The sequence below is a fragment of the Pilosibacter fragilis genome (genome assembly GCF_032490495.1).
GTDB classification, from domain to species: Bacteria; Bacillota; Clostridia; order Lachnospirales; family Lachnospiraceae; genus Pilosibacter; species Pilosibacter fragilis.
Genome location: NZ_JAVYJB010000001.1, coordinates 18500 through 36770 on the forward strand (window position 1 = coordinate 18500; position 18271 = coordinate 36770).

Genomic DNA, 18271 nt, shown 5'->3' on the forward strand with positions numbered 1-18271 from the left:
AAACAGAAAAAAAGCCGGTCCCCGGAAAATTCCGAAGACCGGCGAAAATCTGAAATTTCAGCACCTGGTTAAACGAGCAGAGGATTATTTCTCCTCCTCCTTTTTAACCTCGACCGGACGGTTTACACGGCCAGCGATCTCAGCCTTGATGTTTGCGATAAATACGTTGAGATCTTCAGCGCCCTCGTCGCCTTTGAAGCGGCTTCTTACGGATACAGTTCCATCGGCCTGCTCCTTCTGGCCGACAACTAACATGTACGGGATCTTCTGACCCTGTGCCTCACGGATCTTGTAGCCGATCTTCTCAGAACGAAGGTCGATCTCAGCACGGATGTCAGCTGCGTCAAGAGCTGCCTTGACAGATTTTGCGTACTCCTCGTACTTCTCGGAAATCGGGAGGACCTTAACCTGAACCGGTGAAAGCCATGTCGGGAATGCGCCGGCAAAGTGCTCGATCAGGATACCGATGAAACGCTCAATGGAGCCAAAGCATACGCGGTGGATCATGATCGGTCTGTGCTTCTCACCGTCAGCGCCGATGTACTCGAGCTCGAAACGCTGCGGAAGCTGGAAGTCAAGCTGGATCGTACCGCACTGCCATGTTCTGCCGATCGCGTCTACCAGATGGAAGTCGATCTTCGGACCGTAGAATGCGCCGTCTCCTTCGTTGATCACATAGTCAAGTCCAAGGTCGTCTAATGCGCCCTGTAAGGAGTTTGTTGCAAGCTCCCAGTCCTCGTCGCTTCCCATGGAGTCTTCCGGTCTTGTGGAAAGCTCTACATGATATTTGAATCCGAACAGGGAATATACCTGGTTGATCAGACCTGCTACGTTCTTGATCTCATCACGGATCTGCTCCGGAGTCATGAAGATATGGGCATCATCCTGTGTGAAGCAGCGTACACGCATGAGTCCGTGAAGCTGACCGGATTTCTCATGGCGGTGAACGATACCGAGCTCACCCATACGGAGCGGAAGGTCACGGTAGGAACGCGGCTCGGAAGCGTAAACAAGAACGCCGCCCGGGCAGTTCATCGGTTTGATGGCGTAATCTTCGCCGTCGATGACGGTTGTATACATGTTGTTTTTATAGTGATCCCAGTGACCGGATGTCTCCCAGAGGCTTCTGTTTAAGATGATCGGTGTGGAGATTTCTACATAACCTGCTTTTTTGTGGATCTCGCGCCAGTAGTCAAGGAGTGTGTTCTTTAAGATCATTCCCTTTGGAAGGAAGAACGGGAATCCTGGGCCTGCATCGCTCATCATGAAGAGACCGAGCTCTTTGCCGAGCTTTCTGTGGTCACGCTTCTTCGCCTCTTCCATCATGGTAACGTAAGCGTCTAAGTCCTCTTTTTTCGCAAAGGCTGTTGCGTAGATACGGGTCAGCATCTTGTTCTTCTCGCTTCCGCGCCAGTAAGCGCCTGCGATGTTCATGAGCTTGAATGCCTTGCCGACTTCCTTTGTATTCATGAGGTGCGGACCTGCACAGAGGTCGGTGAACTCACCCTGCTTGTAGAAGCTGATGATGGAATCTTCCGGAAGATCCTCAATGAGCTCTACCTTGTACGGCTCGTTCTTCTCTTTCATAAGGGCGATCGCCTCTGCTCTCGGAAGCTCAAAACGCTCTAACGGGAGAGCTTCCTTGATGATCTTCTTCATCTCAGCCTCGATCTTTGCGAGGTCGTCGGATGTTACCGGCTCATCACGGTCGATATCGTAGTAGAAACCGTCAGCAATGGACGGACCGATGGCAAGCTTTGTCTCCGGCCAGATTCGCTTGATCGCCTGAGCCATTACATGGCTTGCTGTGTGGCGGAGTGCTGCAAGTCCTTCTGGATCCTTTGCTGTGAAGATATTTAAAGTGCAGTCCTTGTCAACGATCGTGCGCAGATCCTTTACTTCTCCGTCGATCTCTGCGACACAGGCCATTCTTGCAAGACCTTCGCTGATGTCTTTTGCGATGTCGATGACAGCCATCGGCTGTGCATACTCTTTAAAAGAGCCGTCTTTTAATGTTACTTTCATGTTCATTCTCCTTTTTCTCTTGGAAAAATTTCGTGCAGCCGAGATATTTTACAGCTGCTTTTTCTCAGTGAAAATCTCACGCGAGCCGTGGCTTGTAATACCGCGTTTTCAGTTTCCTGTGTGAACACAGTCTCTGTTTTGTCACTCGCGCAAACAAGTGAAAACACGCTTCGCGAGTTTCCCCTTGTTATCGCGGCAGTCGCCAAGGTCTCGCGCAAGCGCGGACTTTGGCTCGTTGTTCGCGTAAATAAAAAAGTCCCTTGATTATGCGTTTTCACATAATCAAGGGACGAGATTACCCGTGGTTCCACCCTGCTTGTATAGAATTTCTATACCACTTCATTTGATGATAACGGAATCACCGTTCCCGATTAAGGGACACTCCAGGGTGGTCTTCAGCTCGTTCCGTGCAGGATAACTCTCACCAAATGTATCCCTCTCTGAGCAGTTTCCGAACGTACTCTTCCTGTCAACGTGTTGTTTTTTCACTTGTCATTTAGTATATCACCGGAATCAGATTTGTCAAGATGAATTTGCCGTAATTTTCCGAGTTCCGTTCCGATCCGGAGAAGTTCCCGGTTTTTTTTATTCATAGTTCCGAAGACGTTTAACGGGCAGAAAACGGCCTTACAGGACTCTAGCACTTTCTTCGCCCTAAGAAACGCCTGCTCTCCCACCGGTTCGAAGGCCGCTTCCCGGATCACTTCTGCTGCCAGCACTCTCGCTGTCTGGTACTCCATATCGTTTTCATGGATCACGCCCGCCGCAAAGGGGATCCCCGCCCGGTTTAAGGCATGGTACACAGGAATCCCGCTCCCCATGCCGCCGATGACAAAGACCCCCGGCGCTCCGTCTGTTCTCGGGAGTTCCGGAAATCCAAGGGACGTCAGATAGCTCCCGTGTTCGATTCCGTAGAGCTTTGCGATATAGTCTCCCTCAAACACCTCCTGGGGCGTCCCTGTTCTCCCGATGGTCCCGTTTTCCGCGCAGAGCACATAGTCAGAGATCCTCTCCGCAAGATCCAGCTCGTGAAGCGACATGAGGACTGCCACATTGCGCTCATGGACCAGTTTCTTCAAGATATCGAGAAGCTCCAGTTTGTGCCGGATATCGAGAAAGGATGTGGGCTCGTCGAGAACGAGAAGCTCCGGTTCCTGGCAGATCGCCCGGGCTAAGAGGATCCGCTGTTTCTGTCCGTCGCTGGTGTTCTGGAACAGGACATCCGCAAGGCTTTCGCACCGGACCATTTCGAGGGCATCTATGACCTTTTTCTTGTCTTCTTTGGACAGGATCCCGAACCGCCCGGTATACGGATATCTTCCTGCTGCCGCCACGTCAAAACACGTCATAAGCTCCGGATCCGGCCGACCCGTCATGACCACCGCGGTCTTTTTCGCAAAATCAGGATCCGAGTAATCCTCCAGGGCTGTGCCGTCAAGAAATACACTTCCGCCTAATGGGGAAAGTTCCCGGATGATGCTCTTTAAGATCGTGGATTTTCCAGCCCCGTTCGGTCCGATCAGCGTGACGATGGATCCGCGGCGGATGTTCATGGAGATGTCGGACAGGATCGGTTTTCCGCGGTATCCGACGGTTAAATTGTCTGCTGTCAGGTAGTTCTGCATGGGCTCTCCTTTCAGACTATTCCTATCAACGTTTCACTCTTTTTATCATCATGGCAATCACCACCGGCGCTCCGAACACCGCCGTCACAGAACTGATGGAAAGTTCTGTCGGTGAAAACAACGTTCTCGCCAGCAGATCGCTGAACAGGCAGAATACTGCACCGCCAAGGAAACATCCCGGGATCACAACGATGGGCTTCGCGGTCTTAAACAGCTGTTTGATCATATGGGGCACCGCGATCCCCACGAAGGAGACGGGGCCCGCAAAGGCTGTCACTGTAGCGGAAAGAATGCTGGATAACAGGATCAGCTCGATCCGGAACCGTTTGATATTGACACCCATGTTTCTCGCGTAGACCTCCCCCAGCTGATAGGCACCCATGGCTTTTGAGAGCAGCATGGAACAAAAGAAAGCTGCTGCGGTCACAAGGAGACAGATCTTTACCCCATCAATGGAGATGCCGGAAAAACTCCCCATGGACCAGTTGTGGAGGTTCACGATATTGGAGTCATCGGCGAAGGTTACGATAAAATCCGTTGCCGCCGAACAGATATATCCGATCATGATCCCGCTTACCACTAACATGGACATCTGAGGAAGCTTTTTTGAGACCGCCAGCACGAAGCCCATGGAGGCCATGGCACCGAGAAAAGCCGCACCGATCATGACCCAGGAATTCATGATGAGTCCCTGTCCGAGAAACAGGATCATGAAGATCGAAACGGCGAGCTTCGCGCCGGAAGAGATTCCAAGGACGAAGGGGCCGGCGATGGGATTCGAGAAAAATGTCTGCAGCAGAAAGCCCGACACCGATAACGCCCCGCCGAGGATCAACGCCGCCAGCATTCTGGGGAGGCGGATATCAAAGAGAATATGACGGGTCATATCAGTCCCCTCTTTTCCACCCAGGGCCACAAGAATATCTGCTGCCGATACACGCACGCTGCCGACGGCCAGGCTCAGAAAGCTTAAGGCTGCAAGCAGGACAAATAACAGCAGGTAGGCCCGGACGATCCGCTTAGACTGGGTTGACATAGGCGTTCTTCCCCCTTTCATTTATAATTTGTAACTATTCAGTACCTTCATAGTTACGTGCAAAAATCCATTCCAGATCAGCTTCGCTGATGGGATTTTTGCCTTCCAGCCTATGTTTTCTTACGGTCAGCGCAGCAAGTGCGCAGACCTACTGAATAGTTACTATAATTTAAACTTTTTCGTGTTCTCATCAGCAGGTGTGAATTCAACGCAGTGACGATCCCGTGCTGTTGATCAGCTGTCACATGCGTGTCACTTCAGTTGATGAAGATATGTAAAGCTATATTCGGTATCGTCGGCAAACACCGCGTTCATATCCCGGATCATATTCCCCAGGCCCATGGTCTCCTGGAACATGTTCTTTCCGGTACACCAGACATTGCCCTCTTTCACTGCCTTGAAATCCGCAAAAAGCTGATTCTTTGCGCAAAGCTCATCGATCGCGGTGAGTTCCCCGTCAATGGTACTGTTGTAGATCAGCACATCCGCATCCTTCGCGGCGGCATAGAAGGACTCAAAATCCATGTTCATCGTTGAAAGTGCGTTCTCATCAGAACCGGCATTCCCGGGAATGTAAGTTCCGCCTGCCAGGGCGATCATTTTTGCGATATAGTCCCCATTCTTCCTGACATTGACGCTGCCGGAATTCGTCACATAGAAAAAAGCGGCCGTCTTTCCGGATGGTTCCATGTCGAGAACATCGGACAGAGCGTTCATATTTTCGCGAAATACCTGTTCCGCCTCAGCCTCTTTTCCCGTCAGGACACCGTAGAGCCGGATCCACTCCATTCTTCCCAGGGGATGGCCCTCATAGCTGGACCGCTCCACGAGAACCGGGATCCCAAGGCGTTCCAACTGTTCTTTTACCTCGGGAGTATGGTAGATCATGGTGGACTCCACGGCGAGACCGCAGTCACTGCTTAAGATCTTCTCGTAGTCCGGAGCGCTGTACTTTCCTGCATAGGCAATTTTTCCCTCTTCCATTGCCGTTTTTGCTTCCGGCAGATACCATCCGGTGTCCTTTGTGCCGGAGAGCGCAATCAAATCCATTGCGTCCAGGTGAATGAAATCATCCATAGCGGATGTCGCCACAAGATAGATATTTTTTACCGGTTTCTGGAGGATTTTGATGGAATCCGGCAGTCCGGCCGGCGCGGACATCCCTTCCGGCAGAAGAAGGAACTGGTCTGTATCCCCGATGGTGATGAGCGAGATGTCATTCTCATAATAATCCACGGAAAACTGATCCGCATAGAGAAGATCCATGGAACTTACCGGGGACATATTGTTCCAGCTGCGGGAAGCTGTAGCAGCTGTCTCCGTTTTTGGGGCTGCCTCAGTGCTGCTGCCGGCTTCGTTTTGCCGGCTGTCTGCCGCAGCGGTCTGTTCCCCAGAGCCACCGGCAGAGCTTCCCTCTGCGTCTTTCCCGGTGCACCCAGCACATAGCATGACTACACTCAAAAGAATCACGGTGAGGCATCTGACATACCGCCTGTACCTCTTATCTGTCTCCCGCCTTCTGCGGAATAAATGAATTCTGTTCTTGTCCATACCGTGTTATTGTTTCTGCTCTTCCAGCGTGCTGGAATCAAAGGTCAGCGTGTATTCGATCTCATGCGGAGTGCTCATGGCCGTCGTGTCGGCGTAAACAGTCAGCGGGCTGTCAAAACCAGTCACCGTGATCACAAAGGTGGAATTTCCCTCCGTATTGACCGGAAGAAACTTCTCCTCGTCCACCCGCATATAGTCGTAGTTGGAGCTGCTCCAGATGATCGTCGCTTCTGCCTTTCCGTCCTTTACCTCGACCACCGCCGGGGATTCCACAGACGCACGGCCGGACCCGCCGGTCAGAGCGGCTTCTACAGTATAGGTTCCATCTGCAAGACCGAGATCTTCCACAGTCTTTAAGGATGTATTGAGAAACGCATCTGCCGGAATTCCCGATGCCTCAAAGACGAGTTCTCTGTCATACCATTTCTCTTTCTTCTTGCTGAACGCGGTGCACGGAAGCACCTCATTTAATGTCTCCACCGGGACCGTAAAGCTGTGGGTCCCATCAGAATTCTCTTCAAAGGAGATCAGGTCGGATTCCGGAACCTTCGATGCCTCCTCGCCGGTTCCCATGTAGACATAGAGATATCCGGTTCCGCCCATAGTCATTCTCGCGGTCATCGCGCCGTCCTGGACGGTCAGGGCACAGGATATGATCTTAAACATAGAGGAACTGGACTCTACGGAAATATCGTAAGTTCCATTTTTCAGGTCCGCTGCGGATACCGGAACGAGGCCCACGGTGTCAATCGTCTGTTCCGCAGCGGTCTCATTGCCGGAGGCAACGGCGGCTTTTGATTCAACGGCAGCAGTCGTCTCCACCGTAGTTTCAGCCTTGGTTTCTGCAGCAGAGGCAGATGTTGTCTCAGTCGTGCCGGGCTGTCCGCATGCTGTGGACAGGGCGCAGACCGCCGCGAGCGCAAATGTAAACTGTTTCAATTTATGCATAAAATTTTTCTCTCCCTTCAAATTATCAGTGCAGTGCCTGTTATCAGCATTCTGGCTGCTTCAGATAAGTCAGCATCACTACATTCCTGTATCAGAAAAAGGCGGTCGAATCATCGACCGCCCATAGTGAGCTATCTTATTTTGCGAGACTGTCAATGGCAGCCTGGGCATGCTGCACAAAGAGCTGCTGGATCGGCTCGAGTTCACCGAGTCCTCTTACAAGGCAGGTAACCTCATAACCTGCAGCCTTAAACTGGCTCTTCCAGGAATCGTCATCGTCACCGGCCATATCGTTGTTCGCATGGTCACCAGCTACGATCATAAGCGGCTCTAAAACGACCTTCTTGTAGGAGCCCTCTTTTACCTGTGCAATAACATCCTCACAGGACGGAGTTGCCTCAACAGTACCTACATAGTAGTTGTCAAAGCCCTCTTCCTTTAACATATCCTGCATTTTCTGGTAAACAGCGTTGGAATCGGCCTCTGTGCCGTGCCCCATGAAGCAGATCGCTGTCTCGCCGTCATCATACTCCTTTGTTGCGTCTGTGATCGCGGAGATCACAGCCTTGAAATCATCGTCGGAAGTTAAAAGCGGCTCGCCGACAGCAACATGCTCGAAGGCGTCGGAGTTTTCTGCCAACTCATTTACAAGATCTGTGTACTCAAGACCGTTCATAAGGTGGGTCGGCTGTACAACAAGATTCTTGACACCGTTGTCGATGGCACGGTTTAAAGCCTCTGCCACGTTATCGATCGCAACATTGTCTCTTTTCTTTACATGGTCAATGATGATCTGGCTAGTGAAGCCTCTTCTGACGGAATAGTCCGGGAATGCGGTCTCGATGGCGTTCTCGATGGCGCCGACCGTCAGTCTGCGGCTGTCATTATAGCTTGTACCAAAGCTTACTACGAGAAGCTCATTCTCGCCGATCTCATCCTGATTTCTTGTGTTATCCATGGAAGCATCTCCTGTATCGTAATTCTCTTCGTCCTCTTCTTCAGCCTCTGTCGCTTCTGCTGTAGTTTCCTCCGCGGTTGTCTCTGCGACTGTAGTAGTCTCTGCAGCAGTTGTTGCTGCTGTCTGACTTCCGGAGCATCCGGAAAGGATTGCCATGGATACGGCTGCCGCTGTCATAACGGCATAAAGGTTTGCTTTTCTCATTTACTCTTCTCCTCGCTTGAAAAATGAATTTTCAGGTCCCAGCCTGGTTCTTTTTTCTCCCAGCAGACATCCGGCAGGTTTCCTGGCTCATCCATCATCGCGCATGAGACGCCTTCCCGGCAGAAACTGCCAGTGACTGTCCGTTTGTGACGGACAATGCTCATGTACTCCGGATCTACAGTGACGGGCTCGCGCAGGCTTTTGACCTGTTTCCCTTTTAACTCTCATGACGCCTGGGCATATGGATAAAACAACAGCCCGGTGGTTCATGACAGCACCGCATGTATATGGACCTGTAACGATTATCATAACATCCCCGCAATAAAAAAGCAATCGGATATCACGGAAAAACCTTGAAACCCAAGGAGTATTTCCGTAATACCTGACTGCTGATGTGCTAAAGCACGGTCTGATACCTTTAGTGCGCCTTCCGGTTAATAAACTCCGCCTTCGTCTTGGAGTATGTAAACTTCTGTCCGCTGTAGAGACCATAATATCCCGACAGCGTAAAGCTGATGGCGACCGCCACCGCAAAGTACGGCATTGCCTCAAAGCCAAATAGCTCGAATCCCAGGAACATGGTCGCGATCGGGCAGTTTGTGACACCGACAAAGGTAGCGAGCATTCCTGCTGCCGCACAGAGGGACGGTTCGAAGCCTGTGAGCAGTCCGAAGGTGCATCCGAAGGAAGATCCCACCGCCAGTGTTGGAACAATCTCTCCGCCTTTAAATCCGCCGCCCAGGGCGACTGCCGTGAAGATCATTTTCAACAAAAATCCAAGATATGCTGATTCCCCGTCAACCGCTTTCTCTACAAGGTTGAATCCGGCTCCGCAGTAATCCCGTCCGAAGATAAGTGCCAGCGCGATGGAAAGTCCTGCCGCAACAAGGATCCGCACATAGACATTCCCGATCTTATTCTTATAGAGATGCTGGGTCTCATGGAGCAGGATGCAGAAGCAGACACTTAAAAGAGCGCAGGTAAGACCAAGACCAACGGTGTAGAGCGCCGGAACAAGAGAAAACTCCGGAATATGAAGGATCAGGAAGGATTCGCCGTGAAGACCGAGAGCTCCTGAAATCTGCGCCCCGATAAAGGAAGCAAATACGCAGGGAACGAGAGCCGCGTAGTAGGCGACACCAATGCTGATGACCTCAATTCCGAACATGGCTGCCGCAAGCGGCGTCCCGAAGATCGCACCAAAGCAGCCGCTCATGCCGCTCATGATCATGACTTTCTTATCTCTCTCATCCATATGGAACACATCGCCGAAATAATTTCCGATGCATCCGCCGATCTGTAAGGCCGCTCCCTCTTTTCCGGCGGAAGCACCTACAGCCTGGCTTAAGATCGTCGAGATAAAGATACAGGGCAGTGTTGCCATCGGGATCCGCTCGTCCGAGGAGATGGACTCTAAGATCAGGTTCGTTCCCCTGTTTCCGAGCTCATGGAACATCTGGTGAAGCAGGACGATCAGGACGCCGGCCACAGGCATCAGGTACAGCATAAAGCTGTGGGTCTTAAACAGCCGCTGGGCATAGATGACCCCGTATCCAAACGCCGTTCCGATAAGGCCACAGACGGTTCCCATCACGATGGAGATCGCGGTCCAACGGATAAAATACAGGATATTCTTATGAAGCGCTGTCTTAGTTTCGCTTCTGTACATACATTTTCCCCTTTATTAAGTAACAAATTGCCAGATATCCAGGCATATCTTGCCCGGGTCTGCCTGGACATCTGGCAATAAATGAATATTACATATAGATTCCGTTCGTCTTAGTGATCACCGGGCAGTAGCCTGCTGCCTCTAAAGCCTTGATGATCTGATCCTTATGCTCGGTTCCGAAGGACTCGAGAGTGATCGTGAGCTCTACGCCTGCGGTACGGTTTACGTTGGCAAATACGTTGTGCTCCAGCTTGATCACGTTGCCCTGCTCCTTTGCAATCAGTGAGGAAACAGCTGCCAGCTGACCCGGCTTATCCGGAAGCATAACGCTTACGGTGAAGATACGGTCTCTCTGCATCAGTCCATTCTGGACAACGGTAGCCATGGTGAGAACGTCCATGTTTCCACCGCTCAATACGGATACGACTTTCTTACCCTTAAAGTCAAGATGCTTTAAGGCCGCTACAGTTAAAAGTCCGGAGTTCTCGACGATCATCTTGTGATTCTCGGCCATATCGAGGAAGGATAGTGTCAGTTCAGAGTCGTCCACGGTGATCACATGATCCACGTTTGCCTGAAGGTACGGGAACAGCTTGTCACCAGGTGTCTGTACCGCGGTACCGTCGGCGATGGTATTGATCTTTGATACCGTTGTCACCTCTCCTGCCTCTAAGGATGCCTTTAAGCAGGCAGCTCCTGCCGGTTCAACGGCGATGACCTTGATCTTCGGGTTTAAGAGCTTTGCCAGGGTGGAAACGCCTGTGCAGAGTCCGCCGCCGCCAACCGGAACGAGGATATAGTCTACGGTCGGGAGCTCCTTGATGATCTCCATGGCGATGCTGCCCTGACCGGTAGCCACCTCTAAGTCATTGAACGGGTGAACAAAGGTATATCCGTGCTCATCAGCGAGCTCATAAGCGTGGGCGCATGCCTCATCGAAGACATTTCCGTAAAGGACAACTTCAGCACCGTAGGATTTCGTGCGGTTTACCTTGATGAGCGGTGTGGATACCGGCATAACGACTGTCGCCTTAACGCCTGCAAGCTTTGCGGCGTAAGCGACGCCCTGTGCATGGTTTCCGGCAGATGCTGTGATCAGACCGCGGGAGCGCTCTTCCGGTGTGAGCTGGCTGATCTTATAGTAAGCGCCGCGTACCTTGTAAGCACCGGTACGCTGCATGTTCTCCGGTTTAAAATAGATCTTGTTTCCGTAACGCTCAGAGAAATATTCGCTGTAGATCAGCTTTGTCTCCTGTGTCACTTTCTTTACGATCTCGGAAGCTTCTTCAAATTTTTCGAGGCTGAGTTCCTGCATTTCCATTTGTATTCTCCTTATTGTTACAGCTTACGCTGTCATTTACTGTATAATGCCGTGGACAGCCGCGTCTGACGCAGGCATCTGACAGGGCATATTTTTCGGGTTATTCCGGCTGCTTCGCGAACAGGGCCTTCACAAAGTCCTCGGAATTGAATTTCTGTAAGTCATCGATCTTCTCTCCGACTCCCACATATTTTACCGGGATGCCGAGCTCGGACTGGATCGCAACGGCGATGCCGCCCTTTGCGGTTCCGTCAAGCTTTGTGAGGATGATGCCGGTGATATCAGCTGCTTCCATAAACTGGCGGGCCTGTACCAGGGCGTTCTGTCCTGTGGTTCCGTCGAGGACTACGAGAGTCTCACGGTAAGCTTCCGGGTATTCTTTATCGATGATGCGGTTGATCTTCTTAAGCTCCTCCATGAGGTTTTTCTTATTGTGAAGTCTTCCCGCCGTATCGCAGATCAGCACATCCGCATTTCTGGATTTTGCTGCGGAGATGGCGTCGTAGATCACGGCAGCAGGATCGGATCCCTCTTTCTGGGCGATCAGCTCCACGCCCGCGCGGTTCGCCCACTCGGCAAGCTGGTCGATGGCTGCAGCACGGAAGGTATCAGCTGCGGCGAGGACGACTTTCTTTCCCTCTGCCTTTAACTGGTCCGCAAGCTTTCCGATGGATGTGGTCTTTCCGACACCGTTGACACCGATGACAAGAACAACAGATTTTCGGTGTTCGAATTCATATGCGTTCTCACCGAGGTCCATCTTGCTGCGGATGCTGGCGATCAGGGCTTCCCGGCACTGCTCCGGGTCCTTGATATGCTGTTCTTTTACGTTCTTCTTGAGGTCCTCGATGACCGCCATGGTGGTCTGGATCCCCATATCGCCCATGATCAGGGTCTCCTCAAGCTCCTCATAGAAATCGTCATCGATCGCGGAGAAGCCGGAAAAGATGGAATCCATTCCGGACACAATGTTTTCTCTGGTCTTTGTGAGACCTTCGACGAGGCGCGAGAAAAAGCCTTTTTTCTTCTCTTCCATACGAATCCTCCCTATTTTAAATCATTTTCAATCAGGTTCACGGAGACAAGCGTGGATACGCCTTTCTCCTGCATCGTGATTCCGTAGAGACGGTCAGCGGCGACCATGGTGCCTCTCCGGTGTGTGATGACGATGAACTGGGTATGTTTTGTCAGTTTATGCAGATATTTTGCGTAGCGGTCCACATTGGAATCGTCCAGGGCCGCCTCAATCTCATCTAAGAGACAGAACGGGGACGGTTTTAAGTTCTGGATCGCGAAAAGCAGAGCGATGGCCGTCAGTGCCTTTTCTCCGCCGGACATCTGCATCATGTTCTGGAGCTTCTTTCCCGGCGGCTGGGAAATGATCTGGATTCCTGCCTCCAGGATATCTTCATCCTCGATGAGCTCCAGACTTCCGTGTCCGCCTCCGAAGAGTTCCCGGAATACCTTGTCAAATTCCGCCCGGATCATGGCAAATTTTTCCGTGAACTGCTTCCGCATTCCGATATCCAGCTCCTCGATGATCTTATAGAGGGCATCCTGTGCCGTAATAAGATCATCATGCTGGGTCTTCATAAACTCGTAGCGCTCAGAAATTTCCTTGTAGTCCTCGATGGCGTTGACGTTGACATTTCCGAGACCTCGGATCGCGTTTTTCCGCTCAGCGATCTGTCGTTTCATGTCCGCCACATTGTCAAGAGATCCGTCTCTCAAGAGCTCCGCCGTCGAGAATGTGAGACCATATTCATTCCACATATAGTCCACCTGCGCATCCTGTCGTTCTGCCAGTTTGTCGCTCTGGTTCTGGAGACGGAAAAGTTCTTTGTCCAGGTCGGAGATCCTCGCGGAGAGCGCTTCCCGCTTCTCAAAGAAACCCTTCTGGGCCTCATTCTTTGCCGCTTTTTCTTCCTGCGCGGCAGTCATCTCCTGGTAGTAGGTTTCCGCGTCTTTTCCGGCATTCTCAATCTTCTGCTTTAATTCTTCAATCTGTGCGAGGCGCTTCTCCACCTCGTTTTTACTATCCGTGTGTCCGTCCCGCAGGGACATTTTTTCAGTGAGAAGACGGTTCTTCTCCTCTTCGAGACGATGGATATTCTGGTCGAGGAAGGAATCCTGCTGTTTTAAGTTCGCAGCTTCCAGCTGGACTTCTGAGAGAGCCGCGGATGCATTATCCCGGTCTGCCTTCGCCTGCTCTAAAGCTGCGGAATCCGATTCGATCTTTGCGTTCCGGTCGGTATTTTCCTGTTCCAGACTCTTTATCTCTTCTGCGATGGCAGCGAGGCTGTCCCGCAGTTCGTGGATCTGCTCTTCCAGCTGACGGTTTTCCAGGTTCATGTCCGAGGAGGACTCGTAGAGTTCCTCTTTCTTTCCCTCCAACTGTTTCAGCGCAATCTTTGTCGTATTTTCTTCCAGATATTTCTTCTGGAGGTCACTCTTTACATTTTCCAGTTCGCCGCTCTTTTCCTGGAAGATCCCTTCCTGGAATACGGTTTCCGCCTGGATCTTATCAACGGTAGTCAGGGCTTTCTTACAAGCCTCTTCTAATTCCTCCATCTCCCTCTTTCTTCCGAGAAGATTGCTGGAGTTTTTAAAGGCACCACCGCTCATGGATCCGCCTGGATTTAAGAGATCTCCTTCCGGCGTTACGATGCGGATGGAGTGGCGGTATTTTCTCGCGATGGCGATGGCATTGTCAATGTGATCCACCACGAGGACGCGACCGAGAAGGTATCTTGCCAGGGTCTGGTATTCCGGCTGCACATGGACGAGATCCGCGGCGATTCCGATGGCACCAGGCTCTTTTAGGGCACCCGGTGTGTTAAATCCATTTCCCGCGGAGATCGCGGATAACGGAAGAAATGTGGCACGTCCAAACCGGTTCTTTTTCAAGTGTTCGATCAGGATCTTCGCGGTCTGCTCGGAGTCCGTGACGATGTTCTGGATCGATCCTCCGAGAGCTGTCTCGATGGCGATCTCATATTCCTTCGGAACATCGATGAGGTCCGCCACAACGCCATGGATGCCTTTTACCCGGTCACGGACCTCCATGACGCGCTTGATGCTGTTTCCATAGCCGTCATAGCGCTCCGCCAGATTCCTTAAGGATTCCAGCTTTGTGTGGGCCGTGTGGTAATCCTGTTCCGTGTGGCTTAAGTTTTTGTTTAAACGGCGGATCTCTTCGTTTGCCGTCTTTACTTCCTCTTCCAGGGATTCTGCCTGGGAAAGAAGTTTTTCAATCTCGGCGTCGATGGCTGTCAGGCGCTCGTTCTGCTCTGCAATCTGGTTATCCCAGTTCTCCTCGTCGCTCTTGACCTTTAGGAGCTTCTGGGCAACCTCGGATCTGCGAACCTGTACCTGCTCCAGCATCGTATCATAGCGCTGTTTCTTTACAGATAACTCTGATCTTTCATTCAGAGCCGCGATCAGCGCGCCCTTTAACTGCTCGATGGACTGCTCGAGACTGTCGGCGTGGGTGGCGGAGATCTTTAAGGCACCTTCTGCGCCAGAGAGATGTTCCAGTACTTCCAGGATCTTATTTCCGAGGGTTTCCCGCTCCTCTTTGATAGCTTCCTGCTCTTTATTTTTCGCGGATAATTCCTCGTCGATGGCAGCAGTCCTGTTTTTAATGTGCTCCGCGTTTAACTCCTCGGCATGGATCTGCTCCCTTAAGACATTGATCTGACCTTCTAAGTTTCCCGCGGACATCTTCGCTTCGTTCGCGGCGTTCTGCTTTTCGGAGATCTTTTCATCCAGCAGCCGGACTGTCTCGGAGATCCGGTCATACTCCTCTTTTAAAGCCTCTGCAGCGGTTTTGGATTCCTCCATATCGCCGGTTACCGTGTGCTCTTTTCTTGTGAGCTCCAGTTTCTGATCTTCGATGGCCTTCAAGTCGGTAAGGAAGAGGTTTACATCGTAACGCTTTAACTCTTCCCGGAGCCTTAAATACTCCTTCGCCGTCTCCGCCTGCTTTGCGAGAGGACCTACCTGTTTTTCCAGTTCACTTAAGATATCCGATACACGGACGAGATTCTGTTTCTCATCCTCCAGTTTCTTCTGGGCGATGGCCTTTCTTCTCTTAAACTTTACGATTCCGGCTGCCTCATCGAACAGCTCGCGACGGTCCTCAGGGCGTCCGCTTAAGATCTTATCGATCTGGCCCTGTCCGATGATGGAATAGCCCTCTTTACCGATACCTGTATCATAGAAAAGCTCATTGATATCCTTTAAGCGGCAGGCACTGCCGTTTAAGAGATATTCACTTTCACCGGAGCGGTAGATCCGTCTGGAGACCGTGACCTCGTCGTAATCGATGGCAAGCTGGTGGTCGGAATTATCCAGGGTGATAGCTACATAGGCAAATCCCTGGGGCTTTCTCATCTCCGTACCGGAGAAGATCACATCCTGCATGGAGGAACTTCTGAGCTGTTTTACTTTCTGCTCACCGAGCACCCAGCGGACTGCATCGGCAACATTGCTCTTTCCGCTTCCATTCGGACCAACGATGCCGGTAATTCCGTTGTGGAATTCAAATACGATCTTATTGGCAAAGGATTTGAACCCCTGGACTTCGATACTCTTTAAATACATGCGTTAATTTTCCTATTTCTTAAAACTACGTGATCTGTGCCTTACTGGATCTTACAGATTCCGTGGTAGGCGGCAACCTGTTCCGCCGCTTTCTTTGTCCGTCCGAGACCTCTTCCGATCTCCTCGTCCCCGATTTTTACGCAGACCTCAAAGGACTTGTTGTGATCCGGTCCCTCTTCCTTGAGAAGTTCATAGACAAGCGTTTCTTTGTACTTTGCCTGAACCATTTCCTGCAGGATAGTTTTGCTATCGTAAAAGAGCTGTTTATGTTCAATATCATTCAGAATAAAACGATGGATGAACTCTTTTGCATTAGCAAGACCACCATCCAGATAAATCGCGCCAATGACCGCCTCCATCGCGTCGGAAACAACAGACGGACGCTTTCTTCCACCGGTCAGATCCTCGCCTTTTCCGAGAAGCAGATAGTCGCCAAGCGGGATCACATCCGCGCAGTAAGCCAACGTCGGCTCACAGACAAGGCTGGCACGGAGTTTCGTCATCTCGCCCTCCGGCATAGACTCGTATGTGTGGAACAGGAAATCGCTGGAGATCACCTCGAGCACAGCATCGCCAAGGAATTCCAGACGCTCATTGCAGCGCGTCTTATCCCAGTGCTTTTCATTTGCGTAGGAACTGTGGGTCAGGGCGTGAGTCAGAAGTCCTGGATCCCGGAACTGGTAACCGATCACTTCCTGAAGTTTTTCAAGTTTTTCTTTCATGATTAACCTTTCTTTAAAAGAAGGTGTCCCTGTAAAGAGACACCTTTTCCTGCGATTAATTTAATGCGTTTTTGATTGCCTCAACAGCATCGCCGACACTTGCGATCTTCTCAGCTTCCTCAGTCGGGATCTCGATGTCGAACTCTTCCTCGATACCCATGATGATCTGGAATACATCCAGGGAATCTGCGCCAAGATCGTCAACGAATGTAGTGTTCATTGTGATCTCCTCCGGATCGATATTAAGAACCTCTGCGATGATCTGCTGTAATTTTTCAAACTCCATAATTTCCATCCTCTCCTATTTTGCTTAATAATTTAGACTTGATTTTATAATGTGTAACGGTTCGGTCTGCAGCGCAGATAACACCCGACCAAACGGTTATGCTTCTGTCTCTTCCGGGGCAAGACACTCTTTTATTTTATCAGAAATCTCATTCTCCTTAAAGGAGATACACTGGATAATTGAGTTCTTTACCTCTTTTGCCTTGGAACTTCCGTGGGTCTTCACGACAAGTCCTTTTAAGCCTAAGAGCGGTGCGCCGCCGTACTGGCTCGCGTCGAAGCTCTTTAACGTAGTTTTTAAAGCCGGTTTGATGAGAAGCGCACCGATCTTGCTTCTGAGATCGCTCATCAGGCCCTTCTTCACCATCGTCATCATCGTCGCGCCCACGCCCTCGTAGAGCTTTAAGATCACATTTCCCACAAAGGCCTCGCAGACGATCACATCCGCGCCGCCGTGGGGGATCTCACGGGCTTCGATACTTCCGATGAAGTTAATATTTTTGCACTCTTTTAAGAGCGGGAATGTCTCTTTTACAAGGGCATTTCCCTTTTCTTCTTCCACACCGATATTGACGATCGCCACACGCGGATTCTCGATTCCCATCACATATTTCATATAGAGGGAACCCATCTGGGCAAACTGTACCAGGTGGGAAGGTCTCGCATCAACGTTTGCGCCGCAATCGATCAGAAGAGAGACACCCTTTTCCGTAGGGATAAGCGGTGCTAGCGGCGGGCGTTCCACACCCTTGACACGGCCGACGATGACCTGTCCGCCGACGAGAACGGCTCCAGAGCTTCCGGCGGATACAAAGCCGTCCGCTTCCCCGTTTTTCACGAGGTTCAGACCGACCACGAGGGAAGAATTCTTTTTCTTACGGATTGCGTTGACCGGCGGTTCTCCCGTTTCGATCACTTCCGGGGCGTCAACGATCTCGATCTGCTCTTTTTTATAGGTGAATTTTGAGAGCTCTTTCTCGATGGCATCTTTCTGTCCAGTTAAACAGACGGTAATGTCATTTCGTTCTGTGACCGCATCGACAGCACCTTTTACGATCTCACCAGGGGCGTTGTCCCCACCCATGGCGTCTACTGCAATTTTTATCATGTTTTTCTCTCCAATTCCTGTCCGTGCGCAGAAAAGTCTTGATAAATATTTCCATAACACGGATCATCCCATCGAACGGCATAAAAACACATTGCCGCTCTCCGGGACTTTTATAGTAATTAATATACTAAATACCTTTCATAAAATCAATACCTTTTTCATGCAGTTTTCATGAACAGGGAATGACAGGTTTTTGGAAGAAAATACCTTATAT

General features: G+C 51.0%; 13 protein-coding genes, 1 riboswitch and 1 other annotated feature. All 13 genes read right to left on the reverse strand.

Annotated elements, in window-relative coordinates; translation table 11 throughout:
• Positions 1-84: 84 nt before the first annotated feature.
• Positions 85-2025: a threonine--tRNA ligase gene (thrS, locus tag ABCW45_RS00105; RefSeq protein ID WP_343219925.1), complete on the reverse strand. Its 1941-nt coding sequence runs from the start codon at positions 2023-2025 to the stop codon at positions 85-87.
• A 282-nt stretch (positions 2026-2307) separates the two neighbouring features.
• Positions 2308-2507 (reverse strand) — a binding site (T-box leader).
• 3 nt (positions 2508-2510) lie between these two features.
• A complete protein-coding gene (locus tag ABCW45_RS00110) occupies positions 2511-3650 on the reverse strand; it encodes an ABC transporter ATP-binding protein (protein ID WP_343219926.1) in 1140 nt (379 codons plus the stop codon).
• Between the two features lie 25 nt (positions 3651-3675).
• Positions 3676-4686, reverse strand: coding sequence for a FecCD family ABC transporter permease (locus tag ABCW45_RS00115; RefSeq protein WP_343219927.1), 1011 nt, complete (start codon positions 4684-4686; stop codon positions 3676-3678).
• 252 nt (positions 4687-4938) lie between these two features.
• The gene (locus ABCW45_RS00120) at positions 4939-6237 is read right to left on the reverse strand and encodes an ABC transporter substrate-binding protein (protein ID WP_343219928.1); all 1299 of its coding nucleotides are present in this window, start codon (positions 6235-6237) and stop codon (positions 4939-4941) included.
• Between the two features lie 6 nt (positions 6238-6243).
• A complete protein-coding gene (locus ABCW45_RS00125) occupies positions 6244-7185 on the reverse strand; it encodes a hypothetical protein (RefSeq protein WP_117504324.1) in 942 nt (313 codons plus the stop codon).
• Between the two features lie 136 nt (positions 7186-7321).
• Positions 7322-8347, reverse strand: a complete 1026-nt coding sequence (locus tag ABCW45_RS00130) for a sirohydrochlorin cobaltochelatase (RefSeq protein WP_117470275.1) — start codon at positions 8345-8347, stop codon at positions 7322-7324.
• A gap of 56 nt (positions 8348-8403) precedes the next feature.
• Positions 8404-8599: riboswitch (cobalamin riboswitch) on the reverse strand.
• A gap of 166 nt (positions 8600-8765) precedes the next feature.
• A complete protein-coding gene (locus ABCW45_RS00135; protein WP_117470276.1) occupies positions 8766-10016 on the reverse strand; it encodes a chloride channel protein in 1251 nt (416 codons plus the stop codon).
• Between the two features lie 88 nt (positions 10017-10104).
• On the reverse strand, positions 10105-11337 hold the full coding sequence (ilvA, locus tag ABCW45_RS00140) for a threonine ammonia-lyase (protein ID WP_015554520.1): 1233 nt from the start codon (positions 11335-11337) through the stop codon (positions 10105-10107).
• Positions 11338-11437: 100 nt separating this feature from the next.
• A complete protein-coding gene (ftsY, locus tag ABCW45_RS00145; RefSeq protein ID WP_021905056.1) occupies positions 11438-12373 on the reverse strand; it encodes a signal recognition particle-docking protein FtsY in 936 nt (311 codons plus the stop codon).
• Positions 12374-12384: 11 nt separating this feature from the next.
• Positions 12385-15942: a chromosome segregation protein SMC gene (gene smc / locus ABCW45_RS00150; protein WP_343219929.1), complete on the reverse strand. Its 3558-nt coding sequence runs from the start codon at positions 15940-15942 to the stop codon at positions 12385-12387.
• 41 nt (positions 15943-15983) lie between these two features.
• Entirely contained in the window at positions 15984-16664 is a 681-nt protein-coding gene (rnc, locus tag ABCW45_RS00155) for a ribonuclease III (protein ID WP_343219930.1), read from the reverse strand.
• Between the two features lie 55 nt (positions 16665-16719).
• Complete coding sequence (gene acpP, locus ABCW45_RS00160) at positions 16720-16950, reverse strand: acyl carrier protein (RefSeq protein WP_015554516.1); 231 nt, start codon at positions 16948-16950, stop codon at positions 16720-16722.
• 96 nt (positions 16951-17046) lie between these two features.
• Complete coding sequence (gene plsX / locus ABCW45_RS00165; RefSeq protein ID WP_117470279.1) at positions 17047-18057, reverse strand: phosphate acyltransferase PlsX; 1011 nt, start codon at positions 18055-18057, stop codon at positions 17047-17049.
• Between the last annotated feature and the right edge of the window lie 214 nt (positions 18058-18271).